19 protein-coding genes and 1 tRNA gene are annotated in these 25,114 nt (G+C 70.8%); 10 read left to right on the top strand and 10 right to left on the bottom strand.

From position 1 onward, the window contains the following. The first annotated feature begins 95 nt into the window (after nt 1–95). The 9 genes from OHT61_RS11665 (at nt 96) to OHT61_RS11625 (ending at nt 12,663) form a co-directional block, all read left to right on the top strand. Nucleotides 96–1,589, top strand: coding sequence for a glycoside hydrolase family 18 protein (locus tag OHT61_RS11665; RefSeq protein ID WP_329037551.1), 1,494 nt, complete (start codon nt 96–98; stop codon nt 1,587–1,589). A gap of 676 nt (nt 1,590–2,265) precedes the next feature. Further along, nucleotides 2,266–3,588: an ABC transporter substrate-binding protein gene (locus OHT61_RS11660; protein WP_329037549.1), complete on the top strand. Its 1,323-nt coding sequence runs from the start codon at nt 2,266–2,268 to the stop codon at nt 3,586–3,588. Nucleotides 3,589–3,757: 169 nt separating this feature from the next. Continuing rightward, complete coding sequence (locus tag OHT61_RS11655) at nt 3,758–4,756, top strand: carbohydrate ABC transporter permease (protein ID WP_329037548.1); 999 nt, start codon at nt 3,758–3,760, stop codon at nt 4,754–4,756. Between the two features lie 15 nt (nt 4,757–4,771). After that, nucleotides 4,772–5,695, top strand: a complete 924-nt coding sequence (locus OHT61_RS11650) for a carbohydrate ABC transporter permease (protein WP_329037547.1) — start codon at nt 4,772–4,774, stop codon at nt 5,693–5,695. Nucleotides 5,696–5,879: 184 nt separating this feature from the next. Beyond that, complete coding sequence (locus tag OHT61_RS11645) at nt 5,880–7,340, top strand: GH1 family beta-glucosidase (protein WP_329037545.1); 1,461 nt, start codon at nt 5,880–5,882, stop codon at nt 7,338–7,340. A gap of 225 nt (nt 7,341–7,565) precedes the next feature. Continuing rightward, entirely contained in the window at nt 7,566–8,612 is a 1,047-nt protein-coding gene (locus OHT61_RS11640) for a LacI family DNA-binding transcriptional regulator (protein WP_329037543.1), read from the top strand. Between the two features lie 178 nt (nt 8,613–8,790). Then, nucleotides 8,791–10,818 (top strand): TerD family protein, encoded by a 2,028-nt coding sequence (locus tag OHT61_RS11635; protein WP_329037541.1) that lies wholly within the window; start codon nt 8,791–8,793, stop codon nt 10,816–10,818. 244 nt (nt 10,819–11,062) lie between these two features. Continuing rightward, nucleotides 11,063–11,470, top strand: coding sequence for a YciI family protein (locus OHT61_RS11630; RefSeq protein ID WP_329037538.1), 408 nt, complete (start codon nt 11,063–11,065; stop codon nt 11,468–11,470). A gap of 8 nt (nt 11,471–11,478) precedes the next feature. Then, complete coding sequence (locus OHT61_RS11625; protein WP_329043206.1) at nt 11,479–12,663, top strand: RNA polymerase sigma factor; 1,185 nt, start codon at nt 11,479–11,481, stop codon at nt 12,661–12,663. Between the two features lie 97 nt (nt 12,664–12,760). Here the strand turns inward: OHT61_RS11625 and OHT61_RS11620 are convergent. The 3 genes from OHT61_RS11620 to OHT61_RS11610 form a co-directional block, all read right to left on the bottom strand. After that, a tRNA-His gene (locus OHT61_RS11620) sits at nt 12,761–12,833 on the bottom strand. A gap of 123 nt (nt 12,834–12,956) precedes the next feature. Next, the gene (gene orn / locus OHT61_RS11615) at nt 12,957–13,565 is read right to left on the bottom strand and encodes an oligoribonuclease (protein WP_329037535.1); all 609 of its coding nucleotides are present in this window, start codon (nt 13,563–13,565) and stop codon (nt 12,957–12,959) included. Between the two features lie 10 nt (nt 13,566–13,575). Further along, a complete protein-coding gene (locus tag OHT61_RS11610; protein WP_329037533.1) occupies nt 13,576–14,808 on the bottom strand; it encodes a helix-turn-helix domain-containing protein in 1,233 nt (410 codons plus the stop codon). 826 nt (nt 14,809–15,634) lie between these two features. Here OHT61_RS11610 and OHT61_RS11605 point away from each other — a divergent pair. Further along, the gene (locus tag OHT61_RS11605; protein ID WP_329037531.1) at nt 15,635–16,156 is read left to right on the top strand and encodes a universal stress protein; all 522 of its coding nucleotides are present in this window, start codon (nt 15,635–15,637) and stop codon (nt 16,154–16,156) included. A 110-nt stretch (nt 16,157–16,266) separates the two neighbouring features. Here the strand turns inward: OHT61_RS11605 and glmS are convergent, their stop codons facing one another. The 7 genes from glmS to OHT61_RS11570 form a co-directional block, all read right to left on the bottom strand. Continuing rightward, nucleotides 16,267–18,096, bottom strand: coding sequence for a glutamine--fructose-6-phosphate transaminase (isomerizing) (gene glmS, locus OHT61_RS11600; RefSeq protein WP_329037529.1), 1,830 nt, complete (start codon nt 18,094–18,096; stop codon nt 16,267–16,269). Between the two features lie 56 nt (nt 18,097–18,152). Further along, nucleotides 18,153–18,428, bottom strand: coding sequence for a hypothetical protein (locus OHT61_RS11595; RefSeq protein ID WP_329037527.1), 276 nt, complete (start codon nt 18,426–18,428; stop codon nt 18,153–18,155). A gap of 162 nt (nt 18,429–18,590) precedes the next feature. Continuing rightward, a complete protein-coding gene (locus tag OHT61_RS11590) occupies nt 18,591–20,390 on the bottom strand; it encodes an IucA/IucC family protein (protein WP_329037525.1) in 1,800 nt (599 codons plus the stop codon). Beyond that, nucleotides 20,387–20,962 carry a GNAT family N-acetyltransferase gene (locus tag OHT61_RS11585; RefSeq protein ID WP_443049405.1) on the bottom strand — a complete coding sequence of 192 codons (576 nt, stop codon included), beginning with the start codon at nt 20,960–20,962 and terminating at the stop codon, nt 20,387–20,389. Before OHT61_RS11585 ends, OHT61_RS11590 begins: the two co-directional genes overlap by 4 nt. After that, nucleotides 20,959–22,245 carry a lysine N(6)-hydroxylase/L-ornithine N(5)-oxygenase family protein gene (locus OHT61_RS11580; RefSeq protein ID WP_329037522.1) on the bottom strand — a complete coding sequence of 429 codons (1,287 nt, stop codon included), beginning with the start codon at nt 22,243–22,245 and terminating at the stop codon, nt 20,959–20,961. The genes OHT61_RS11585 and OHT61_RS11580 overlap by 4 nt, the downstream gene beginning before the upstream one ends. After that, nucleotides 22,229–23,677 carry a pyridoxal phosphate-dependent decarboxylase family protein gene (locus OHT61_RS11575; protein ID WP_329037521.1) on the bottom strand — a complete coding sequence of 483 codons (1,449 nt, stop codon included), beginning with the start codon at nt 23,675–23,677 and terminating at the stop codon, nt 22,229–22,231. The genes OHT61_RS11580 and OHT61_RS11575 overlap by 17 nt, the downstream gene beginning before the upstream one ends. Nucleotides 23,678–23,965: 288 nt before the next feature. Continuing rightward, nucleotides 23,966–24,994, bottom strand: a complete 1,029-nt coding sequence (locus OHT61_RS11570; RefSeq protein WP_329037518.1) for an ABC transporter substrate-binding protein — start codon at nt 24,992–24,994, stop codon at nt 23,966–23,968. Nucleotides 24,995–25,114: the final 120 nt, after the last annotated feature.

Below are 25,114 nucleotides of genomic sequence, written 5' to 3'. Positions count from 1 at the left end.
CATCAACTCAGCTCCCATCAGTGCCTTTTGCCCGTTTCGGGGCGGCTAGCGTGCAGACGCAACCACCACCCCCCGCAGGACAGAGGCAGGACGCGATGAGCCACAGCACGCACCGCCGCACGACGAGCACCCGCACGAAGGCGCTCGGCGCCCTCGTCGCCGCGGCGGCCGTCGGCGGCACGGTCTTCGCACTCACCGGAACGGCCCAGGCGGCGGGCGTCGGTGCCGCGTACACGAGGACCAGCGGCTGGACGGGCGGCTACACCGGGCAGTACGTCGTCACGAACGACGCCGGAACGGCTCGTTCCGGATGGACGCTGGAGTTCGACCTGCCGTCCGGTACGAAGATCGACTCGCTCTGGAACGGCGAGTACACCGTCAGCGGCGGCCACGTCACCGTGAAGCCCGCGAGCTGGAACAAGGACCTGGCCCCCGGCGGCTCCGTGACGGTCGGCTTCGTCACCGCCTCGTCGGCGAAGGCCGCCGATCCCACGGGCTGCCGCATCGACGGCGCCGCGTGCTCCGCGGACGGCGGCGCCACCCCGGAACCCAGCGGGCGCCCGACCGGAACCCCGCAGCCCACCGCGACCGCCACTCCGACCAAGGGCGCGACGACCCCACCCGCGACGACCCCACCCGCGACGGCCCCGCCCGCCACACCCCGGCCCACGGACACCCCCGGCGGTGGCACGGCCACCGGCGCCGGCTTCGGCCCGTACGTCGACACCTCCCTCCACCCCTCCTACGACCTCCTGGACACCGTCTCCCGGACGGGCGTCAAGGAGTTCACCCTCGCGTTCATCACCTCGGGCGGCGGCTGCGCCCCGCTGTGGGGCGGGGTCACCGGGCTGGGCGACGACAAGGTGGCCGCCCAGATCACCGCCCTGCGGGCCGAGGGCGGCGATGTACGGGTCTCCTTCGGCGGCGCCGCCGGAGCGGAACTCGCCCTGCACTGCTCCTCGCCGGCCGAACTCGCCGCCGCGTACGGCAAGGTCGTCGAGGCCTACGGGCTGACCAAGGTGGACTTCGACATCGAGGGCGGCGCGCTGCCCGACACCGCGGCCAACTCCCGCCGCTCGGCGGCCATCGCCCGGCTCCAGAAGGACCACCCCGGGCTCGACGTCTCCTTCACGCTGCCGGTGATGCCCGAGGGCCTGACCCAGCCGGGTGTGGACCTCCTCGCGGACGCGAAGAAGAGCGGCGTCGGGATCGACGCGGTCAACATCATGGCGATGGACTACGGCGCGTCCTACAGCGGCGACATGGGCGACTACGCCACCCAGGCGGCCACCGCCACGCAGGCCCAGCTCAAGGGGGTGCTCGGGCTCTCCGACGCCGCCGCCTGGAAGGCGGTCGCGGTCACCCCGATGATCGGCGTGAACGACGTCGCCACCGAGATCTTCACCGTGGAGGACGCCACGCAGCTCGTGAAGTTCGCCCGGGAGAAGGGCATCGGGCGCCTGGCGATGTGGTCCGGCACCCGCGACGCGCAGTGCCCGGGCGGCGCCAAGCCCACCGCGGACGCGACCTGCAGCTCGATCCTCCAGGAGCCACTGGCGTTCACGAAGGCGTTCGGCGCCTTCGGATAGCCGCCACCCCCAAGACCAACACCTCGACGCGCGCGCCCCGGCCGGCCCCACACCCCCCACAACCGGCCGGGGCGCGCGCCCCCCTGTGCGGGCGGCCCATCGGACGTCTCCGGCCTGTGCGGGCCGTTCATCGGACGCCTCCGGTGGGTGCAAACGGAACCCTCGCTCCGCCCGGCGGAGTTCGGGGAAATAACACGGAGACCTCCGGCGGGTCCTCTGCGTGCTCCGGAGGAGCCCGCCCCGTTCATCTTCCGGCGGGCCCCTCCGGGGCACGGGCCTCCGCCGGCGGCCGTCGCCGAAATCGCCGCCGACGGCCGCCCCGCGCGGGCGCGGGGCGGGAGAATGACGTGCAACACCTCGCTGACCTGCGATGATTGGCGAATCTGGGCGCGCGGCATGCAGGGCGTTCGAGTAAACGCAAGCCCTCGGTCGGACACGTTCGCGTGACTTGCAGGACACGCTCGGGCAACAGAAGCGTCTTCAACTCTTGACACCCGCCACCTTGAGGCAGCAATCTTCCGGCATCAGCGCATGGGAGCGCTCCCATATCGATCGAGGTTTTTCGCTCGTACGGGGACGGCACCGCCCATGTCCTCTCCGTACCACTGGCACCCGCACCACCAGCGCGTATGCCGAGCACGAACGCCAGTCCCACCCTGGAACAAGGAGTAGTGGAATGCGCATCACCCGCACCGTCGCAGGTCGAAGCCGCAGAACCGCCGTCATGGCCACCACGGGCCTCACGGCCGCCGCCCTGCTGATGACCGGCTGCAGCGACTCCGGATCGGATTCCGACGAGGCCGACGCCAACGGGAACATCACCCTGACCGTCGCCGACTTCGGACAGTTCGGCTACAAGGAGGCGGGGCTCTTCGCGAAGTACCACGAGCTCCACCCGAACATCACGGTCAAGGAGAACGTCACCGCCCAGGAGACGGTCTACTACCCCAAGTTCCTCCAGCAGCTCAACACGGGCAGCGGACTCGCCGACGTGCAGGGCATCGAGGTCGGCCGTGTGAAGGAGCTCGTCGACACCAAGGCGGACGCCTTCGCCGACCTCTCCGACGTCGTCGACCCCGCCCAGTGGGTCAACTGGAAGGCGCTGCAGGCGACCACCGACGAGGGCAAGGTCATAGGCGCCGGCACCGACATCGGCCCGATGTCGATCTGCTACCGCCGTGACCTGTTCGAGCAGGCGGGCCTGCCGTCCGACCGCACCGAGGTCGCCGCGAAGTTCGCCGGCGGCTGGAAGGACTACCTCGCGCTCGGTGAGGCGTACAAGGCGAAGGCCCCCAAGGGCACCTTCTTCATGGACTCCGCCAGCGCCATGTACAACGGCGTGGTCAGCTCGGACTCGGAGCAGTACTACTCCAAGGACGGCAAGGCGATCTACAAGGACAGCGCGGGCGTCAAGGCCGGCTGGGAGCTCGCCACCGAGGCCGTCGACAAGAAGCTGACGCAGGGCCTCGCCCAGTTCAGCCCGCCGTGGCAGGCGGCCCTGCGCAAGGGCAGCATCGCCACCGTGGCCTGCCCCGCGTGGATGGCGGCGCAGATCTCCACCTACTCCGGTGACGAGTTCAAGGGCAAGTGGGACATCGCCCGCACCCCGGGCGAGACCGCGGCCAACTGGGGCGGCTCCTTCCTCGCCGTTCCCGCCAAGGGCAAGCACGTCAAGGAGGCCGGTGAGCTCGTCAAGTGGCTGACCGCCCCCGAGCAGCAGGCGGCCGTCTTCAAGGCGGCCGGTCTCTTCCCGTCGAACAAGGGCGCCTACGAGCTCCCCGACGTGAAGACCGCCAAGCTGGAGTACTTCAACAACGCCCCCATCGGTGAGATCTACGCCGAAGAGGCCCAGGTCATCCCCGCGGCCGTGCTCGGCCCGAAGGACGGTGTCATCAAGGACACCATCTCCACGCAGATCAACAACATGGAGCAGCGTGGCACGAAGCCGGACGACGCCTGGAAGGCCGCGACCGAGGCCATCGACAAGGTGATCGGCTGACCTTCGCCGGTGCGGGCCGCCGGGACGCCCAACGGCGTCCCGGCCGGCCCGCTCCGTCGCCGGTTCCCGCCGGCAACCGCGCACCTTCTCCGACACCCCGCCCGGACCCGACCGGAGGTCCGGCCTCGCCCCTGAGGTGTCGGCACACCCCAGGGAAGGACTCCCACCTGTGGCAACCACGACCCCCACGAGGGGCGCACACGGCTCACGGCCCAGCCGCCGTGCCCCCAAGCCCATGACCGCCCGCCGTCAGGCGTGGCGCAGCCGGCTGTGGCGCTTCGACGACAAGGCGTCGCCGTACGCCTACATCGCGCCCTTCTTCCTCGTCTTCGGGGCCTTCGGGCTCTACCCCCTCGTCTACACCGGCTGGATCGCCCTCCACCGGGTGGAGATGACCGGCCTCGACCAGATGGAATGGGTCGGCTGGGAGAACTTCGCCAACATCCTCCAGGACTCGGAGTTCTGGACCGCGGTCTCCAACACCTTCGTCATCGGCGTCATCTCCACCGTGCCGCAGCTGATGATCGCGCTGGGCCTGGCCCACCTGCTGAACTACAAGCTCCGGGCCAGCACCTTCTGGCGCACCGTGATCCTGACGCCGTACGCCACCTCGGTCGCCTCGGCGGCCCTGGTCTTCGCCCTGGTGTTCCGGGCCGACGGCGGGCTGCTGAACTGGGTCCTCGGCTTCTTCGGCGCCGGTGAGACGAACTGGGCCAACGGCCACTGGTCGTCCAACATCGCCATCGCCGTCATCGTCATCTGGCGCTGGACCGGCTACAACACGCTGATCTACCTGGCCGCGATGCAGGCGGTCCCGTCCGACCTCTACGAGGCGGCGTCGCTCGACGGGGCCTCGCGCTGGCAGCAGTTCCGCAACGTGACGATCCCTTCGCTCCGGCCGACGATCCTCTTCACGATCGTCATCTCGACCATCGGCTCCATGCAGCTGTTCGGTGAGCCGCTGCTGCTCGAAGGCGGCCAGATCGGGGCCCAGGGCGGCACCGAGCACCAGTACGAGACCCTCAGCATCTACCTCTACAACTACGGCTGGAACCTCGGACACCTCGGTCCGGCCGCCGCGGTCGCCTGGGCCATGCTCGTCCTGCTGCTGCTCATTGCCGGGATCAACTGGCTCATCGGGCGCTTCGTGCGCAAGACCGCGGCCTGACGGGGAGCGATTCGAATGACCACCACACACACGGTCACCGCGCCGGACCGCGGCCAGGTCTCCAAGGCCGCCGTCCGCCAGGACCTCCCGCGCCGCAACCGGTTCAAGCAGGGCGCCGGCCGCCAGCACCACGCGGGTCCCTTCGCCTACATAGCCCTGGCCGTCGTCGGCCTCGGCTCGCTGTTCCCGCTGTACTGGACGCTCGTCGCCGCGTCGCGCACCCAGGACGAGGTCCTGGACACCACGCCGCCGCTCCTGCCCGGCGGCAACCTCTTCAACAACCTCGACGCCGCCTGGGAACAGGCCAGTCTCGGCAAGGCCATCGTCAACACCGTCATCGTGTCCAGCAGCATCACGCTGGCGACGCTGTTCTTCTGCACCCTGGCCGGTTACGCCTTCGCCAAGATGCGCTTCAAGGGGCGCGGCGCGCTGATGACGACGGTCATCGCGACGCTGACGATCCCGCCGCAGCTCAGCGTCGTACCGCTGTTCATGATGATGTCGGACATCGGCTGGGGCGGTCAGCTGGAGTCGGTGATCTTCCCGACCCTGGTGAGCGCGTTCGGCGTGTTCTTCATGCGCCAGTACCTCCTGGAGGCACTGCCGTACGAACTCATCGAGGCGGGCAGGGTGGACGGGGCCAACAACCTCCGCATCGTGTGGAGCATCGTGCTCCCGGTGGCCCGCCCGGCCATGATGGTGCTCGGCATGCTCACCTTCGTCCAGGCCTGGAACGACTTCTTCTGGCCCTACCTGGCGCTGAACCAGCAGAACCCGACGCTCCAGGTGGCCCTCGGCCAGCTGAGCGCGTCCTACGTGCCCGACCAGAGCATCGTCATGGCGGGCGCGCTCATCAGCACCCTGCCGCTGCTCGTCGTCTTCGTGATCTTCGGCAAGCAGATCGTCGGGGGAATCATGTCCGGCGCCGTCAAGGGCTGACCCCGCCCCCGTTCCGACCGGTCCGATCCCGGCACCCGCTCCGCCCGGCCCGGCCCGGGCCCGCCGTCCCCGGTCCGGCCGTCAAGCCGTCCCGTACGGCCTGTACCTGACCGCAGGCCGTACGGGGCCCGGGGCCCGTGCACTTCCCGCCCAGTCCCTCTCCACCCCATGGGAGCGCTCCCGTATGACTGCCGTACGACCCGACACCACCCCCAAGCAGGCCCCCGAGACGCAGTTCCCCACGGGATTCATCTGGGGCGCGGCGACCGCGTCCTACCAGGTCGAGGGCGCCGCCGCCGAGGACGGCCGCACACCGTCCATCTGGGACACCTTCAGCCGCACCCCCGGCAAGGTCCGCAACGGCGACACCGGCGACATCGCCGCCGACCACTACCACCGGTACCGTGACGACGTCGCCCTGATGAAGGAGCTCGGACTCAAGGCGTACCGCTTCTCCGTCTCCTGGTCCCGGGTCCAGCCCACCGGCCGCGGACCGGCCGTGGAGCGCGGCCTGGACTTCTACCGCAAGCTCGTCGACGAGCTGCTCGACGCCGGCATCATGCCCGTCGCCACGCTCTACCACTGGGACCTGCCCCAGGAGCTCGAGGACGCCGGCGGCTGGCCCGAGCGCGTGACCGCCGACCGCTTCGCCGACTACGCCGCCATCGTGTCCGGCGCCCTCGGTGACCGGGTCGGCATGTGGACCACCCTCAACGAGCCGTGGTGCTCGGCCTACCTCGGCTACGGCTCCGGCGTGCACGCCCCGGGCCGCACCGAGCCGGCGGCGGCGCTGCAGGCCGCCCACCACCTCAACCTCGCCCACGGCCGGGCGGTCGAGGTCCTGCGCGACGTGCTCCCCGCTGCCGCGCAGACCTCGGTCACCCTCAACCTCCACCAGGTGCGCCCGCTCACCGACAGCCCGGCCGACGTGGACGCGGCCCGCCGCATCGACGCCGTCGGCAACCGCGTCTTCACGGGCCCGATGCTGCACGGGGCGTACCCCGAGGACCTGATCGCGGACACCTCGCACCTCGTGGACTGGTCGAAGCTGGTCAAGGACGGAGACCTCGCCACCATCTCCCGGCCGGTCGACGCCCTCGGCATCAACTACTACACGCCGACGCTGGTCTCGGACCCGGTGGAGGGTGCCCGGTACGCGCGCAGCGACGCGCACGGCGCGAGCGACCACTCCCCGTGGCCCGGCTCCGAGCACATCGCCTTCCACCTCGCCGAGGGGAAGGAGCGCACCGCGATGGACTGGTCGATCGATCCCGACGGGCTCTACAACCTCCTGATGGACACCCACCGGGACCACCCGGGGCTGCCGTTGATGGTCACCGAGAACGGCGCGGCCTTCGACGACTACGTCTCGCCCGAGGGCAGGGTGGAGGACCCCGAGCGCGTGGCGTACCTGCACGGGCATCTCGACGCCGTGCGCCGCGCGATCGCCGACGGGGCGGACGTCCGCGGCTACTTCCTGTGGTCCCTGATGGACAACTTCGAGTGGGCGTACGGCTATTCGAAGCGCTTCGGTGCGGTGTACGTCGACTACGCCTCGCAGCGCCGCATCCCCAAGGCGAGCGCCCACTGGTACTCCGACGTGATCCGCCGTCACGGACTGCCGGCCGCCGGCGGCACCGTCTGACGCTGCGACCTGCACGAGGAGCGGGACCCGGCACACTGCCGGGTCCCGCTTCCGTATGCCCCGTCCCGCGCGTCCACCGCACCGGGCCCGTAGGCTTGGGAGCGCTCCCAAGAGTTGTGGCACCCGGGAGGGACCGCTCGGTCCGAACGAGTGTCAAGGGATCGGACAGCGGGACTTGGATTGGCCAGGGCGCTGTGAGAAATTGACCGCGAACGGGAGGCAGCCATGGCGGCAGCGCGAGTACGGAGTGGCGGGCGGCCCACGCTCGAAGAGGTGGCGGCCAGGGCCGGAGTGGGGCGTGGCACGGCCTCACGCGTCATCAACGGCTCGCCGAGGGTCAGCGCGCAGACCAGGGAGGCCGTCGAGGCCGCCGTCGCCGAACTGGGATACGTCCCCAACCGGGCGGCCCGCGCCCTCGCGGGCAACCGCACGGACGCCATCGCCCTCGTGGTGCCCGAGTCGGAGACCCGGTTCTTCGCCGAGCCCTACTTCTCCGACATCGTGCGCGGTGTCGGGGCGGCGCTCGCCGACACCGAGATGCAGCTGCTGCTGACCCTGGCGGGCAACGACCGCGAGCGCCGGCGGCTGGCGCAGTACCTCACCGCGCACCGCGTCGACGGGGTGCTCCTGGTCTCCGTGCACGCCGACGACCCGCTGCCCGATCTCCTCGAACAGCTCGGCATGCCCTCGGTGATCAGCGGCCGCAGACACGCGGCGGAGACACTGCCCTCGGTCGACTCCGACAACTTCGAGGGCGCCCGCGCGGCCGTCGACCACTTCATAGCGCGAGGCCGCCGCTCCATCGCCACGATCACCGGGCGGCTCGACGTGTACGGCGCGCAGCGCCGCCTCGACGGCTACCGCAAGGCCGTCGCCGCCGCGGGCCTCGACCCCGACGAGCGGCTGATCGCCCCCGCCGACTTCAGTGAGGAGGGCGGCGCCCGTGCCATGCGCGAACTGCTCGAACGCCGCCCCGACGTCGACGCGGTCTTCGCCGCCTCCGACGTGATGGCGGCGGGCGCCCGTCAGGTCCTGCGCGAGTCCGGCCGCCGCATCCCGGACGACGTGGCGCTGATCGGCTTCGACGACTCCGCGGTGGCCCGCCACATGGACCCGCCGCTGACGAGCGTCCGCCAGCCGATCGAGGAGATGGGCCGCACGATGGCCCGCGTGCTGCTCCAGGAGATCGCGCACCGCGCGGAGGGCGACGGCGCCCGGGAGCGTCCGCGGATCGTGCTGCCCACGGAACTGGTGGTGCGGGAGTCGTCCTGACGGCGGTCCGCCGCAGATCCTGCACCGAGCAAAGACTTTCACAACTCCTCCATAAGCGGAGCAAGTGACCGCTAGAGTTCCCCCGAGTACGAAGCGTGTGTGACGTGCGTCTCGTGCGTCACGCGATGAGCTGCCGGGCCCGTGGGGCGGCCCGGCGGCGTTTTTCATGGGGGGCCGCATGCAGAAGATGACCAAGGGTGCGAACGTCGGGCTGGCCGAGCTCAGCGAGAACGCGGGCTCCGTGGTGATGAGCCTGGGCTGGAGCAGCCCGACCGGACAGGGGGACGCCGACGTCTCGGTGCTTCTCCTGGACGGGAACGGCAAGGTCGGGAGCGACACCGACTTCTGCTTCTACAACAACCCGGTCGCGGGTGACGGCAGTGTGCAGCTGCTCGGCAAGACCCCGACCGCGGACGGCGACGAGGACCGCATCAGCTTCGATCTGGACGCGGTGCCCGCGCGGGTCGAGCAGATCGTGGTGGCGGCGAGCCGCTACGGAGGCGCCAGGTTCGGGGACCTGGACGACCTCCACCTGACGCTCGCCGACGGGGCCGGCGACAGTCTGGTCCAGTTCTCCGTCGAGGACGCCGGAGAGGTGAGCGCCTTCATCTTCGGCGAGCTCTACCGGCGCGGCGGCGCATGGAAGTTCCGGGCCGTCGGGCAGGGGTACGCATCCGGCCTGGCCGGCCTGGCGACGGACTTCGGTGTGGACATCGACGACGACGCGGGGGGCGAGGAGCAGGCCGGGGCCGGTCCCGGAGCGGAGGTGGACCGGGAAGCCGGCCCCGAGAGCATCCCGGCGCAGAGAACGCCGGAGCCCGCCCCCGCCCCGGCGGCCGAGCCGGCCGTGGAGGGACCCGCGGAGGCGAAGCCCCGCACCCGGCCCCGCACGGCCAGGAAGAAGGTCACGCTTCCCCGGAGCGCGAAGAAGTCGCTCGCCGAGAACGAGTCCTGGCGGACCGCCCGGCTGTTCCCGCTCTCGGCCCTCAGGAACGACCGCGAGCGCGAGACGCGGGCCACCTCGGTCCTCCTGTCCGTCATGGCCCAGGTACCGGAGTTCGGCCGGCGGCTCACCGCGGGCTTCGGCGCGCCCGCCGGACGCATGGAGACCTTCACCGAGGTGTCGCTGCCGCACGGGGACTCGCCCCGCAGGCCCGACGGGGTCATCCGCGTCGAGCGGGCGGGCAAGCTGTGGACCGCGCTCGTCGAGACGAAGACGAACGGCAACGCCCTCAAGCCGGACCAGGTGCAGGCCTACACGGACATCGCCGCCCGGCGCGGTTACGAGGCCGTCATCACCCTGTCCAACGACGTCGCCCTCGAAGGCAGCCCGCTCGTCGAGGTCAGGACCGACGGCCGCCGCAAGCACAAGGTCGCCCTCTGGCACCTGTCCTGGGCCGAAGTGGCGCACCAGGCGCAGATGCTGATCCGCCACGAGGGTGTCGGCACGGCGGCGCACGCGTGGCTGCTCCAGGAACTGCTCCACTACCTCCAGCACGAGCACTCGGGCTGCCACGGGTTCCAGAACATGGGGGCGTCCTGGGTGCCGGTCCGCAAGGGCATCGACGACGAGACGCTGTGCCAGGGCGATCCCCGCGCCACGGAGGTCATCGAGAACTGGGAGAGACTGGTCCGGCAGGTCTGCCTGCGGCTCGGCGGTGAACTGGGCCAGAAGGTGCTTCCCGTCCAGCGCGCCAAGCGGGGGTCGGACCCCCGGGCCCGCCGGGCCGACCTGGCCGATCAGCTCTGTGCGCACGGAAGGCTGCACGCCGAGATCCGCATCGAGGGGACCCCCGGGATCCTCGCGATGGCCGCGGATCTGCGCACCGGCAAGCTCCGCACGTCGATCGAGGTCCCCGTGTCCGAGCAGGGGTACCCGCTCAGCAAGGTGAAGCGGCTGATCCGGCAGCTGGAGGCGGCCCCGGCCGACCTGCACATCGAGACGCTGGTCGAGGGCGACGGGGTGGGACCCCGCGGGACGCTGGAACGGCTGCGCCCGGAACCCGGCGATCTCCTCCCCAGGGACGGGGCGGAGATGACGGGGTTCCGCCTCTCGCTGTTCAAGGGCATGGGCAACGGCCGCGGAAGCGCGGAGACGGGATTCATCCGCAGTGTCGACGACGCGGTGGACCGGTTCCACGCCGGCGTGGTCGCTCCCCTGGAGCTGCGCGTCCCGGCCCGCCGCTCCGGTGGGGGAGAGCGGTGACCACTTCCTGACCGCCGTCACCGGGACCGTCCGGGGGAGACGGCCCTGCCGCGTCGGGGGATTGCGCGGCAGGGCCGTCACGTCGCATGCCCGGTCTCAGGCGCCCCATGCGGCGCGAGACCGTCCGTGGCGCGGCTCACGCGGCCTTCGGGGAAGAATCGGACGGCGATGTCGAGAACCCGCGTCCGGCTCCGTCCCCGGAGTGACAGCGGCCGGAACGGCCGCACCAGCGAGGAGAGACACCATGGCCAAGTACCTGCTGCTCAAGCACTACCGCGGCGCCCCGGCTCCGGCCAACGACGTGCCGATGGACCGGTGGACGCCGGAGGAGATCTCGGCGCACATGCGGTACATGCACGACTTCGCGGACCGGCTGGAGAAGACCGGTGAGTTCGTCGACGGCCAGGCGCTCGCCCCCGAGGGGGCGTGGGTCCGCTACGACGGCGAAGGGCGCCCGCCGGTCACCGACGGCCCCTTCGCCGAGACCAAGGACCTCATCGCCGGGTGGATGGTGATCGACGTCGACACCTACCAGCGCGCCGTCGAGCTGGCCGGGGAGCTCTCCGCCGCCCCTGGGGCGGGCGGGAAGCCGATCCACGAGTGGCTCGAGGTGCGCCCCTTCCTGGCAGCGCCGCCCACCATCACGGAGTGACCTCACCGATGGACGAGCCCCTGCTCCGCAGCCTCACACCGGGCGTCCTCTCCGTCCTCGTCCGCCGCGGGGCCGACTTCGCGGCGGCCGAGGACGCCGTGCAGGACGCCCTGGTCGAGGCGGTCCGCGTCTGGCCGTCCGACGCGCCACGCGACCCGAAGGGCTGGCTGATCACCGTGGCCTGGCGCCGGTTCCTCGACGCGGCACGGGCCGACGCAGCCCGCCGCCGCCGTGAGGACCTCGTCGACGAGGAACCGGCCCCCGGGCCCGCACCGGCGGTGGACGACACGCTCCAGCTCTACTTCCTGTGCGCCCACCCGTCGCTGACACCCTCGTCCGCGGTCGCGCTCACGCTGCGCGCCGTGGGAGGGCTCACCACCCGCCAGATCGCCCGCGCCTACCTGGTGCCCGAGGCGACCATGGCGCAGCGCATCAGCCGCGCCAAACGCACCCTGTCGGGCAACGGGGCCACCCCCGCCCGGGCCGGGGCGGGACCCGGAGGGAGGTTCGACCGGCCCGGCGACGTCGCCACCGTGCTGCGCGTCCTCTACCTGGTCTTCAACGAGGGCTACTCCGGCGACGTCGACCTGGCCGCCGAGGCCATCAGGCTCACCCGGCAGCTCGCGGCGCTGGTCGACCATCCCGAGGTGGCGGGACTGCTCGCCCTCATGCTGCTCCACCATGCCCGGCGCGCCGCCCGGACCGCGTCCGACGGCAGCCTGGTCCCGCTCGCCGAGCAGGACCGCGGCCAGTGGGACACCCGGGCGATCGCCGAGGGCGTCGCGATCCTCCAGGCCGCCCTCGCCCGCGACCGGCTGGGCGAGTTCCAGGCCCAGGCGGCCGTCGCGGCCCTCCACGCCGACGCGCCGACCGCCGAGCAGACCGACTGGGTGCAGATCGCCGAGTGGTACGACGAACTCGCGAAGCTCACGGACAGCCCCGTCGTCCGCCTCAACCGCGCGGTGGCCGTCGGCGAGGCCGACGGTCCGCGTGCCGGCCTGGCGGCACTCGCCGCGCTGGACGCCTCGCTGCCCCGGTACACCGCCGTGGCGGCGTACCTCCACGAGCGCGACGGCGACCCGGTGACGGCGGCACGGCTGTACGCCGAGGCCGCGCACCAGGCGCCGGACCTCGCCGAGCGGGACCACCTGACGCGCCAGGCCGCCCGGCTCAACGCCCGCGGGGCCCGCTGACCGGCCGCGCCCGGGAGGCGCCCGACGGCCGGGCGGCGCCCGGGCACAAGAAAGCAGCCCCTGACCTGTCGTTCCAGGTCAGGGGCTGCTCTGTCAGGGTGAGTAACGGGACTTGAACCCGCGACATCCTGGACCACAACCAGGTGCTCTGCCAGCTGAGCTATACCCACCATGTCGCCCGGTCCATTTCCTGACCGGCCGAGAAAAAGTGTACAGGGTCCGGGAGGGTGCTCGCGCCCGAGTTCCTCAGGCGTGGCGCACGGGCCCCGGAGGGCCCGTGACCAGCGCGTCTCCTACTGCTGTCCGGCCGGCGGGGTGTGGCGTGCCGCGATCTCCTTGGCACGGGCCGAGTCCGGGCCGGGCTGCGGGACGAACACCGCGTCCCGGTAGTAGCGCAGCTCCGTGATCGAGTCGCGGATGTCCGCCAGCGCCCGGTGGTTCCCGTTCTTGTCCGGACTGTTGAAGTACGCCCTCGGGTACCAGCGGCGCGCCAGCTCCTTGACCGAGGACACATCGACGATCCGGTAGTGGAGGTACCCCTCCAGCGACGGCATGTCCCGCGCCAGGAAGCCGCGGTCGGTGCCGACCGAGTTCCCGCACAGCGGGGCTTTGCCGGGCTCCTTCACGTGCTCGCTGATGTACGCCAGGACCCGCTCCTCCGCCTCGGCCAGGGTCGTGCCCCCGGCCAGCTCGTCGAGGAGGCCCGAGGCGGTGTGCATCTGCCGCACCACCTCGGGCATGGTCTCCAGGGCCGCGTCCGGCGGACGGATCACGATGTCCACCCCGTCGCCGAGCACGTTCAGTTCCGAGTCGGTGACCAGCGCGGCCACCTCGATGAGTGCGTCGTCCGTCAACGAGAGCCCGGTCATCTCGCAGTCGATCCACACCATGCGATCGTTCATGGAGCCCACCCTACGGGGCGCTGCGCTGCCCCGGCAGGGCCGGGCGGCCCTGAACGTACGCCTCGGGGCCCGGCCCGAAGCGCTCGGCGGGACCCCCCGGACCCGTCGACGCGGTGACCGGGGACGGGCCGGCGGAAGCCGCGGCAGCGGCTCGCCGGCTGGACGGAGTGCCCTGGACGGGCACGGACGTCTCGATCGCCCCGGTGACGCTCTCCAGCACCCCGCCCTGCGGACGGCGGGCCCGGTAGGCGGCCCGGTACGCGGCGGGGGAGGAGCCCAGCTGGCGGCGGAAATGCCCGCGCAGCGCGACCGGCGAGCGGAAGCCGCAGCGACCGGCGACCTCGTCGACCGAGTAGTCGGAGGTCTCCAGGAGCCGCTGCGCCTGCAGCACGCGCTGGGTGATGAGCCACTGGAGCGGTGCGCTGCCCGTGAGCGAGCGGAACCTGCGGTCGAAGGTCCGCCTGCTCATGTAGGCGCGCGCGGCCAGCGTCTCCACGTCGAACTGCTCGTGGAGATGCTCCAGCGCCCAGGCCACGACCTCGGCGAGCGGGTCGGAGCCGATCTCTTCGGGTAAAGACCTGTCCAGGTAGCGCTCCTGGCCGCCACTGCGCCGCGGCGGCACGACGAGCCGGCGCGCCAGCGCCCCGGCGGCCTCGGTGCCGTGGTCGGTACGGACTATGTGGAGGCACAGGTCGATTCCGGCCGCGGTCCCGGCCGAGGTGAGCACGTCGCCGTCGTCGACGAACAGCTCACGCGGATCGACGTGCACCGACGGATAGCGCTTGGCCAGCGTCGGCGCGTACATCCAGTGCGTGGTGGCCGGCCGTCCGTCCAGCAGGCCGGCCGCGGCGAGGACGAAGGCCCCCGTGCACAGACCGACGATGCGGGCGCCCTCCTCGTGGGCGCGACGCAGCGCGTCCAGGGCCTCGGCGGGCGGCGGGGAGGTGATGGACCGCCAGGCGGGCACCACGACGGTGCCGGCCCTGCTGATCGCCTCCAGGCCGTACGGCGTGCTGAGTTCGAGCCCGCCGGTGGTGCGCAGCGGTCCTTCCTCGCCCCCGCAGACGAGCAGGCGGTAGCGCGGAACGCCCGCGTCCTGCCGGTCGATTCCGAAGACTGAGAGCGGAATGGAGCTCTCGAAGATCGGGCCGCCGCTGAACAGCAGTACGGCTACCACTTCCCGGCGTCGCCGCCCGGAAAGCTTCCGTGCCGCCTCCGTCGCGGTGGCGGAGTCCTGGCTCATGACGCTAAGCCCCCCTCGGTGTTCGCGTCTTCCTGGTCCCTACGGGCCTGTCGCTCCTGCACGTTTCCCCTCGGTCTTGCACGCGTCCCCAGCCTTCGACTCAAGATCGAATCTACTGCGTCCCGTGGTGCCGACGTGACACGTTCCCCCACCGGCACTATGTCGACAAGGCAACTTGGCGCGAAGCGTTCGATCACGAAGCGTTTCACCCGCGGAGCCCCCTGGGAAGTGCGCCTCGCGATCATGGCCCGTCCCCATAGGGTCAAAGCGTACCGCGCGGTCTATTCCTGCCTGCTGGCACGTGGGTTGGGCAGCTATGACACCAAGGAAATGGGGTTCAGGTGAAGTTGGCTGAAAACTGACGGTCGCGTGCGCGCATTCCAGTCATGCGACCGGCGCACGCCCCTTGTTCCCGGGAGCCTCCATGCGCCTCAGGTGCCTCTGTGAGCCGCTCGGGCGCCCGGGATCGACGGTGCGCAGTGACCCGATGGCTGGGTGTGACGGCCCGGACGGGCGGGATCGCGTGGCGCGTTCGGCCGCCTTGCGGGGATCCGCCCGGGAGCCGGCGTGAAGCCGGGTCGAAAGGTGTCAGTCGCTGTCGCGAGCTGCATGTAGAACACAACCGGCATTGCCATACCGGGGCGCCGTCCGGCATGCTCCCTCCATTGCCGCACGCGGGCTTCGCGAGGACTGGGCAGTGGAGGAGTGGGGCCGTACCCTTGGGGGTAGGGGCTTGGGAAGATGTTTCCCGGACACAGCTTCGACACTCGCAGAACCACCTCCGAACCGCTCTCTCCTCACGAGGACTCTCTTCGCCGAGACACCGATGGCCGGTCACGAAATCCCTGAACCCGCAGACCGCAAGCAGGTAGCCGACCCAGGGTCGGAGCCCCAGACGGTCGGAGAGTCGCGCCCTTCCTGCGATCCCGCCTTCCGGCATGGCGTCGTGGTCGGTTTCGACGGCTCCATGTCCAGCGAGCGCGCCCTCGCCTACGCCATCGGCATGGCGCACCGGCACAGCTCGGGCCTGATCATCGTCCACGTCGCGAACAGGCTTCCCACCACGGTCTGGGCGGGCTGCGAGCCGCCCGTCTTCGTGGACGTGCCCGATCACCGCACCGAGGTCCTCGGGCTGGAGCTGGCCTGCGCCGACTACCTCGCCGAGGTGCCCTGGGTCCTCGTCGAGCGCGGCGGGGACATCTGCCACGAGCTCGAGGAGGTCGGCCGGGAGTACTCGGCCGACGCGATCGTCGTCGGGTCGACCCACGGCATCGTGGGCCGCATCTTCGGGTCCGTGGCGGGCCGTCTCGCGCGCCGGGCCCAGCGCCCGGTCATCGTCATCCCCTGACCTGCCGGACGCGCTCCTGATCCGCCATCAGGGGCACCACCGCAAAAGGCTCCTGACATAACGTCAGGAGCCTTTTGCGGCGTCCTCCCGGAACGGGCGGACGGTGCCGGCTACTCGACGGTGACCGACTTCGCCAGGTTGCGCGGCTTGTCGATGTCACGGCCCATGGCCAGGGCCGTGTGGTAGGCGAGGAGTTGCAGCGGGATGCCCATCAGGATCGGGTCCAGCTCGTTCTCGTTCTTCGGGACGACGATCGTGTGGTCGGCCCTCTCCTGCTCGCGGTGGGCGACGGCCAGGATGCGTCCGCTGCGGGCCTTGATCTCCTCCAGCGCGGCGCGGTTCTTCTCCAGCAGGTCGTCGTCCGGGACGATCGCCACGGTCGGGAGCGCCGGCTCGATGAGCGCGAGCGGGCCGTGCTTCAGCTCGGAGGCCGGGTAGGCCTCGGCGTGGATGTAGGAGATCTCCTTGAGCTTCAGGGAGGCCTCCAGAGCCACGGGGTAGCCCCGGACGCGGCCGATGAACATCATCGACTGCGCGCCCGCGTACTCCTCGGCGAGCTTCTTGATGTCGTCCTCGGCCTCCAGGATCTGGCCGATCTGCTCGGGCAGCTTCCGCAGGCCCTCGATGATCCGCTTGCCGTCGGACACCGACAGGTCGCGGATGCGGCCCAGGTGCAGGGCGAGCAGCGCGAAGGCGACGACGGTGTTGGTGAAGCACTTCGTGGAGACGACGCAGACCTCGGGGCCCGCGTGGACGTACATGCCGCCGTCCGCCTCGCGGGCGATCGCCGAGCCGACCACGTTCACCACGCCCAGGACGCGCGCGCCCTTGCGCTTGAGCTCCTGCACGGCGGCCAGGACGTCGTAGGTCTCACCGGACTGGGAGACGGCGACGTAGAGGGTGTCGGGGTCCACCACGGGGTTGCGGTAGCGGAACTCCGACGCGGGCTCGGCGTCCGCCGGGATGCGGGCCAGCTCCTCGATGAGGCCGGCGCCGATCAGACCCGCGTGGTACGAGGTGCCGCAGCCCAGGATCTTGATGCGGCGGACACCGCGGGCCTCGCGGGCGTCCAGGTTCAGCCCGCCGAGGTGCACCGTGGAGAAGCGGTCGTCGATGCGTCCGCGGAGCACGCGGTCCACGGCGTCTGCCTGCTCGGAGATCTCCTTGTGCATGTACGTGTCGTGGCCGCCCATGTCGTACGACTCGGCCTCCCACTCCACCGTGGTGGGCGTGGCCGTCGTGGTCGAGCCCTCGGTGGTGTACGTGCGGAAGTCGTCGGCCTTGAGGGTGGCCATCTCGCCGTCGTCCAGGGTGACGATCTGGCGGGTGTGCGCGACCAGGGCCGCGACGTCGGAGGCGACGAACATCTCCTTCTCGCCGATGCCCAGCACGACGGGGGAGCCGTTGCGGGCGACGACGATGCGGTCGTTGAAGTCGGCGTGCAGGACGGCGATGCCGTACGTGCCCTCGACGGACTTCAGCGCCTCGCGGACCTTCTCCTCCAGGGTGAGCGCCTGCGAGCGGGAGATGAGGTGGACCAGCACCTCGGTGTCGGTCTCGGAGAGGAAGACGATCCCGTCGGCGACGAGCTTCGCGCGCAGCTCGGAGGCGTTGTCGATGATGCCGTTGTGGACGACGGCGACCTTGTTCTCCGCGTCCAGGTGCGGGTGGGCGTTCTCGTCGCTCGGGGCGCCGTGGGTGGCCCAGCGGGTGTGGGCGATGCCCGTGGTGCCGGCGAAGCGCTTGGGGACGCGGGCCTCCAGCTCGCGGACCCGGCCCTTGGCCTTGACCGTCTTCAGGGTGCCCGGCTTGCCCGCCGCGGCCTTGCCCGTGATGACGATGCCCGCGGAGTCGTAGCCCCGGTACTCCAGCCGCTGCAGGCCTTCCAGCAGCAGCGGTGCCACGTCACGCTTCCCGATGTAACCGACGATCCCGCACATGGGTTCCTGCCCTCCATCGACGTACAGAGTTCCGTGCCCGGCCGCGGGCGTTGTGTTCAGCCGTAGACGAGGCGCCGCAGCTGCCGGAGCGAGAGCTCCTGCGGTGCCACCGCGCGGTGCGGCAGCTCGGCCGCGATCCGCTCGAAGATCTCCGTGTTGACCAGGCCGCCCGACTGCAGTTCGCGGTGGCGGCGCCGGACGAAGGCCTCGGTCGTCTCGTCGAAGTACGCCAGCACGTCGAGGACCACCCTGGCCGCCTCGCCGCGCTGGAGCGCGGTGGAGCGTACGAGGTGGTCGATGAGGTCGTCATGCGTGGAGCGGCGTTCGAGCACTCGTCGATATTGCGTGGATCGGGCTCGCTGCGCAACAAATCTGCCCGATATCGGGCAGGAATCACGCACTGCGTGACCTGTTTGAAGAGAATGTCGCTTAAGTCGCGATCGAGTGCCCCTCGGTCCCGCGCTCCCCGACGCGCGGGACCGAGGGGACGGGGCTCAGTACCCCGCGATCGGGTTCCGCAGGGTGCCGGTCAGCTGCAGGGCGCCCGCCGGATCGCCGAGGTCCACCATCTGCTGGTTGTCGCGCAGCTGGAGCCGGTTCAGGCAGGACAGCGCGAACTCCGCCGTGAACATGTCGTACTGCGCGAACTTGTCCGCGAGATACGGCACGGACTCCTGGTAACCCCGGACGCACGCCGCCACCGTCCGCCAGAAGGACTCCTCGTCCAGGACGCCCTCGGTGGCCAGACCGGCTCCCAGGAAGCGCAGGAAGCAGTCGAAGACGTCGGTGAGGACCGAGAGCAGCTTCATGTCCTCGGGGACCTCGGCGCGTATCCGCTCGACCTGGGGCGGCAGCACCGCGTCCGGGTCCATGACCGCGATCTCCTCGGCGATGTCCTTGAACACCGTGCGCCGCACGACGCCGTCCTCGACGACCAGGATCACGTTCTCGCCGTGCGGCATGAACACCAGGTCGTAGGCGTAGAAGCTGTGCAGCACCGGCACCAGGTAGGCGTCCAGGTAGCGCCGCAGCCAGTCGGCGGGGTCCAGCCCCGACTCGGCGATCAGCGCGGCCGCCACCGAGCGGCCCTCGCCGTCCTCGTGGAGCAGCGAGGCCATCGTCGCGAGGCGTTCGCCCCCGGTCAGGGACGGCACCGGGCTCTCCCGCCAGAGCGCGGCCAGCATCTTGAGGTACGGGGACCCCTTGGCGGTGGCCGTTTCGTAGGTCCGGTGCCGGTAGCCGACGGCCGCGCGCTCGCGGATGATCGAGAAGCCGGTTCCGCGCAGCAGCCCGTCCCGCTCGATCAGACCGGCGAGCCAGTCGTTGATCGCGGGTGTCGCCTCCATGTACGCGGCCGACAGCCCCCGCATGAAGCCCATGTTCAGCACGGACAGCGCCGTCTTCACGTAGTGCTTGGCGGGGTGGTCGGTGTTGAAGAAGGTCCGGATCGACTGCTGGGCGAGATAGGAGTCGCCGGCCTCGCCCAGGCACACCAGGCGCTGCCGTGCCACCTCGCCGGCGAAGGTGACGGACAGCTTGTTCCACCACTGCCACGGGTGGACCGGGATCAGCAGGTAGTCGTCGAGGTCCAGCCCGAGGCCGTCCATGCGCGCGGCGAACCCGTCCAGGGTCTCCTGGCCCAGCTCGCCGGCGATCAGGCCGGCGTAGTCGAGGCCGGTGCCCGCGGTGAACGTGGCGTGATCACGACGGGCGGCCAGCCAGACGAGGGTGATTCCGGCCGCCGCCTCCGGGGCATACGCACGATATTCGTCCACCCCGAAACCGAGCCGCCCGTTGTTGGCGACAAAACAGGGGTGCCCTTCGGTCATGCCCGTCTCGATGGCCTGGAAACCGGCCACGGCGAGCTGTGCCGACGTGGTCGGTTCCTTCGCCAGCTTGTACGCGGTTCCGGCCAGTGTGGAGGAGATCTCCTCCAGGTACACCGGCAGGATCTCCGCCGAAAGGCCCAGCGTGGACCGCAGTTCGACGAAGAACTCCAGCGCGTCCAGGGGGAGGTCGGTGCCGTGCCGCCGCCGGGTCACCGACGCGGCGTCGACCTGCCAGTGGTCCAGTGCGAAGCGCCGGGCGGTGAAGCAGTACGCGACCGTCCCGTCGTCGCTCCGCACGAGGTAGCGGTCCTCGCCCAGGGGCTCGGGAGTCAGCAGCCGCTCGTGGGAGAACTCGGCCAGGGCCTTCCTGATCAGCAGCCGGCAGGCGTCGGCCCAGCGCTCCGGGGTGAGGTGGGCGACGGCCTCGTGGGCGGGCGCGGAGACGTGGGCGGGGTGCGGGGTCATCGGCGGGCTCCGGTGGTCGCGGCGGCGAACTGTTCGCGGGTGCACGCGCTGAGCAGCGCGTCCTTCTCCGGTTTGGCGATCTCCCGGATCGCCTCGAAGCCGACGGCCTCGTTCAGTGCCTGCACGGCGGTGTTGGTGACGTCCGGTTCGACGACCACCCTGCGCACCGCCGGATCGGCGAAGAGCGTCTCCATGACGGTGGTGATCACGGCGAGGGTGTAGCCGTGCACCGGGGTCACGGGCGGTGCCACCAGGAAGTGCATGCCGACGTCGCCGGGCTCCGCCTCGTACAGCCCCCGGAGCTCGACGTGAGTGGGGTCGTAGCGCTCCATGAGGAAGGCGGGCTCCCCGTCCCGCAGCCCGATGTAGGCGTGGTGGTGCGGGTGGGCGGCTATCGCCGCGTACTCCCGCTCGACGTCCTCCAGCCGCGCGTCGCCCATCATCCAGTACGCCGACCTGGGGTGGGTGACCCAGCCGTGCACCACCTCGGCGTCCGACCGGTGGCCGGGGCCGGCCGGGGCGGTCTCCATGGGGCGGACCGTGAACGGGCCGGGCTGTTTCGTGGTGGTCATGCGGCGAACTCCTGGAAGGCGACGGACTTCTCGACCGGGTAGTACTCCCGGCCGAGCAGTTCGCCGATGATGTACGCGTTGCGGTAGGCGCCCATGCCCAGGTCGGGCGAGGTGACCGAGTGGGTGTGCACGCCGGCGTTCTGCAGGAAGATCCCGCGGCCGGTGGTGTCGATGCTGTAGTTGCGGGCCACGTCGAACCGGCCCCGGCCGTCGTACCGGATGCGGTCGGCGACGGGCTCCAGGAAGGCCGGCACCTCGTACCGGTAGCCGGTGGCGAGGATCAGGCCCTCGGTGTCCAGCTCGTAGTCCGTCCCCCGCTCCTCCTGGCGCAGGCCGAGGGTGTACGTCCCCGTGGACTCCTCGTAGGACGCCCTCTGCAGCGCGGAGTTGGTGAGCAGCCGGGTGGGCACGGGGCCCGGCAGGTTCTTCCGGTAGAGGAGGTCGAAGATCGCGTCGATCAGCTCGCCGTCGATCCCCTTGTAAAGGCCCTTCTGGCCGGACTCCAGCCGGTAGCGGGTGTCCTCGGGCAGGGCGTGGAAGTAGTCGACGTAGTCCGGCGAGGTCATCTCGAGCGTGAGTTTCGTGTACTCCAGCGGGAAGAAGCGCGGGGAGCGCGTCACCCAGTTCAGCCGGTAGCCGTGCACGTCGATCTCGGAGAGCAGGTCGTGGTAGATCTCGGCCGCGCTCTGCCCGCTGCCCACCAGGGTGATGGACTTCTTCGCCTGGAGAGCCGGCTTCGCTTGCAGGTAGCGGGAGTTGTGCAGGAGGTCCCCGCCCAGCCCCTCGCACGCCGCCGGGATGTGCGGCGGTGTGCCGGTGCCCAGGACGAGGTGACGGGCGCGGAAGGCGCCGTCCGCCGTGCGGACGGTGTAGAGGCCGTCGCCCTCGTCGTGGGTAACCGACTGAACGGTTTGGTTGAACCTGATACTGCTCAGTCGTGCGGCGGCCCACCGGCAGTAGTCGTCGTACTCCGTGCGCAGCGGGTAGAAGTTCTCCCGGATGTAGAACGAGTAGAGCCTGCCGCGCTCCTTCAGGTACTGCAGGAAGGAGTACGGGGACGCCGGATCGGCCATCGTCACCAGGTCCGACATGAACGGCGTCTGGAGGTGGGCTCCTTCGAGGAACATCCCCGAGTGCCACTCGAAATCCGGCTTGGACTCCAGGAACACCCCGCTCAGTTCACCGATCGGCTCGGTGAGGCACGCGAGTCCGAGGTTGAACGGGCCGAGCCCGATCCCGACGAAGTCGTACGGAGCCTCGGAAGGGTCAGGCAGCGCGGTCAAGGGGCCCTCCCAGGTACTGCTCGGCGTGGCCGGCGATCAGGTCGAGGACGGCGGCGATGTCGGCCGCGGTGGTTCCCGGGTTGAGCAGGGTGAACTTCAGGTAGTGGCGGCCTGCGACCTTCGTGCCGGCGACCACGGCCTCGCCCGATGCGAAGAGCGCCTTGCGGGCGTGGAGGTTGGCCCGGTCGATGTCGGCGGGCGCCGTGACGTGCGCGGGGACGTAGCGGAACACCAGGGTGGACAGCTGGGGCTCGACCACCACGTCGTAGCGCGGATCGGCGGCGAGCAGGCGCCAGCCCTCCCCGGCCAGGTCGCAGACCTCGTCGAAGAGCTCCCCGACGCCGTCCGCGCCCATGGTGCGCAGCGTCATCCACAGCTTGAGGGCGTCGAACCTGCGGGTGGTCTGAAGGGACTTGTCCACCTGGTTGGGGATGCGCTCCCGGACGGCCCGCTCCGGGTTGAGGTACTCCGCGTGGTACGTCACGTGACGCAGGGTGGCCCGGTCCCTGACCAGCACGGCCGACGAACTCACCGGCTGGAAGAAGGACTTGTGGTAGTCGACGGTCACCGAATCGGCGCGCTCGATGCCGTCGAGCAGTCCGCGCCGGGTGGGCGAGGCGAGCAGCCCGCAGCCGTAGGCCGCGTCGACGTGCATCCAGGCGGAGTACCGCTCGCAGAGTGCGGCGATCCCGGGCATCGGGTCGATGGAGCCGAAGTCCGTGGTGCCGGCCGTGGCGACGACCGCCATCGGCACGGCGCCGTCCGCGACGCAGCGTTCGAGGGCCGACTCCAGGGCGTCGGCGCGCATGCGCCTGTCGCGGTCGACGGGGACGGACACGACGGCGTCCGGCCCCAGGCCGAGGAGTTTCGCCGACTTCTGCACGCTGAAGTGGCTGCACTCGGAGGTGAGGATCCGCAGCCGGGAGTACTGGCCCGGGCGGACCTTGGCCTCCTCCCGGGCCAGCAGGAGCGCCTGCAGGTTGGACTGGGTGCCGCCGCTGGTGAAGACGCCGTCCGCCGCGGGGCCGAGGCCGAGGCGGCCGGCCGTCCAGTCGATCAGCCTGCGCTCGATGAGTGTGGCGCCGGCGCTCTGGTCCCAGGTGTCCAGGGAGGAGTTGACGGCGGTGAGCACGGCCTCTCCGACGACCGCGGGGATGACCACGGGGCAGTTGAGGTGGGCGAGGTAGCGGGGGTGGTGGAACCAGACGGCGTCGCGGAGGTAGACCTCGCGGAGTTCGTCCAGGGCGGCGGAGGTGTCGCCGAGCGGCCGGTCGAGGTCGACGGCGTCGACGGCGGGGGCGAGCGCGTCCGCGCTCACGCCGCTGAACGGCTGCTGCACAGCGGCTAGTTCGGACGCGACCCGGTCCACCCCCGCGGTGACGGAGCGACGGTAGTCCTCCGCGGTCGTGTGGTCGAGCAGATGGGAACGCATGGTGGGGGGCCTCCCGGATGTGGGGCATCGTCGCGGCCCTCCGGGGGTGGGGGGGAGGGAAGGCCGTGATTAGGTTAGGTAAGCCTAACCTAATAAACCTGACCGCCTGCACCCTCCTGGGGAACCGTCACAAGAACCCCATAACCGGCGCGGAGGCGTCACGCGGAGAACCGCGCCGCCTTCCTCCCTGGGCCGCCCGTTCCCACGCGGTCCGGGCCTCCGACGCACGACGGCCCGGTCCGGAGTGGATCCGGGCCGGGCCGTCGCGTCAGGTGCAGGGGTGCCAGGTCAGTCGACCTTCTTGGCCTTCTCGATCGCCTCGGCGAGGGCGTCGAGGATCGGGGTGCACTTGGCGTACGAGTAGATGGGCTCGGTCGTGCGCGGGATGACCTGTCCGGCCTTCACGGCGGGCAGCTGGGCCCAGGTCGGCTTGGAGGTCAGGGCGTCGGGCTGCAGGGCCGAGGAGCGGTTGTCCATCATGATGATGTCCGCCTCGTACTTGTCGACGTTCTCCCAGCTCAGCTCCTCGAAGAAGCCCGCCTTGTTGACCTTCGGCTCGACGAACTTCACGCCGAGCTCCTGGAAGTACAGGGTGTCGGCGGACATCTTGGCGAGCGAGACGTAGAAGAGGTCCTGGCTGGCCGAGCCGACCAGCACCTTGATGTTCGGCTGGGACTTGGCGGCGGCGCGCAGCCGGGCGGCAGCCTTCTCGAAGGCCGCCTTCGCGTCGGTGACCTTCTTGGCCTTCACGTCGGCGCCCAGGGACGCGGCGAGGTCCTCGTGGCGCTGGATCGCCTTGGGGACCGTGGTCTGCGCGGCCCAGAGGGCGACACTGGGGGCCAGCTTGAGGATCTTGTCCTTGGACTCGTCCGGCACGTACCAGAGGGCGTCCTTCTCCCACATGGCGGTGACCAGGAGCTCCGGTGCGAGGCCGGCGTACTTCTCGACGTTGAACTCGCCCCAGACGTTGCCCAGCACCTCGACCTTGGTGATGTCGAGGTCGCCGGCCTGCACGTCGGGCTTGCCGTCGGCGGTCTTCGTCGGGCCGAAGACGCCCTTCACCTCGACGCCGTAGTCGTGGAGCGCCGCGGCGACGCCGATGAACGCCACTATGTTCTTCGGCGTCGTCTTCGCCTCGGCGCTCCGGCCGCGGTCGTCCTTGAAGGTCCACGGGCCGGATTTCTCCGCGGCCGAACCCGAGCCGGAGCCCTTCGAGTCACCGTCCCCGCAGGCTGCGAGGGCGGCACCGAGGCCTACGGCACCACCGGCGGCCAGCAGGCCGCGGCGGGAGAGTGAGCTGGTCCGGAGGTTGGGCATGAGTGGGTCTGCTTTCGTACGCGCCGAGGGCGCCCGCTGACGATTCAAAGGAAGGCTAGCCTAACCTCACACACCGGATGTGGCCGGGGCAAGGCGAAGCCGCCCTCCCGTCGGCCGGGA

Origin of the sequence: Streptomyces sp. NBC_00178 (genome assembly GCF_036206005.1) — a bacterium.
Taxonomy (GTDB): domain Bacteria; phylum Actinomycetota; class Actinomycetes; order Streptomycetales; family Streptomycetaceae; genus Streptomyces.
Note: the sequence above shows the minus strand (reverse complement) of the source record. Positions and strands in the feature narration are given on the sequence as shown.

Bases quoted from the DNA above. Each gene is read 5' to 3' on its own strand.
- OHT61_RS11650 (WP_329037547.1), top strand. From the start codon at position 4,772: ATGACCACCACACACACGGTCACCGCGCCGGACCGCGGCCAGGTCTCC.
- OHT61_RS11590 (WP_329037525.1), bottom strand. From the start codon at position 20,390: ATGACCCCGCACCCCGCCCACGTCTCCGCGCCCGCCCACGAGGCCGTC.
- glmS (WP_329037529.1), bottom strand. From the start codon at position 18,096: ATGTGCGGGATCGTCGGTTACATCGGGAAGCGTGACGTGGCACCGCTG.
- OHT61_RS11570 (WP_329037518.1), bottom strand. From the start codon at position 24,994: ATGCCCAACCTCCGGACCAGCTCACTCTCCCGCCGCGGCCTGCTGGCC.
- OHT61_RS11605 (WP_329037531.1), top strand. From the start codon at position 15,635: ATGGCCGGTCACGAAATCCCTGAACCCGCAGACCGCAAGCAGGTAGCC.
- OHT61_RS11640 (WP_329037543.1), top strand. From the start codon at position 7,566: ATGGCGGCAGCGCGAGTACGGAGTGGCGGGCGGCCCACGCTCGAAGAG.
- OHT61_RS11635 (WP_329037541.1), top strand. From the start codon at position 8,791: ATGCAGAAGATGACCAAGGGTGCGAACGTCGGGCTGGCCGAGCTCAGC.
- OHT61_RS11610 (WP_329037533.1), bottom strand. From the start codon at position 14,808: ATGAGCCAGGACTCCGCCACCGCGACGGAGGCGGCACGGAAGCTTTCC.
- OHT61_RS11625 (WP_329043206.1), top strand. From the start codon at position 11,479: ATGGACGAGCCCCTGCTCCGCAGCCTCACACCGGGCGTCCTCTCCGTC.
- OHT61_RS11575 (WP_329037521.1), bottom strand. From the start codon at position 23,677: ATGCGTTCCCATCTGCTCGACCACACGACCGCGGAGGACTACCGTCGC.
- orn (WP_329037535.1), bottom strand. From the start codon at position 13,565: ATGAACGATCGCATGGTGTGGATCGACTGCGAGATGACCGGGCTCTCG.
- OHT61_RS11630 (WP_329037538.1), top strand. From the start codon at position 11,063: ATGGCCAAGTACCTGCTGCTCAAGCACTACCGCGGCGCCCCGGCTCCG.
- OHT61_RS11660 (WP_329037549.1), top strand. From the start codon at position 2,266: ATGCGCATCACCCGCACCGTCGCAGGTCGAAGCCGCAGAACCGCCGTC.
- OHT61_RS11645 (WP_329037545.1), top strand. From the start codon at position 5,880: ATGACTGCCGTACGACCCGACACCACCCCCAAGCAGGCCCCCGAGACG.
- OHT61_RS11585 (WP_443049405.1), bottom strand. From the start codon at position 20,962: ATGACCACCACGAAACAGCCCGGCCCGTTCACGGTCCGCCCCATGGAG.
- OHT61_RS11665 (WP_329037551.1), top strand. From the start codon at position 96: ATGAGCCACAGCACGCACCGCCGCACGACGAGCACCCGCACGAAGGCG.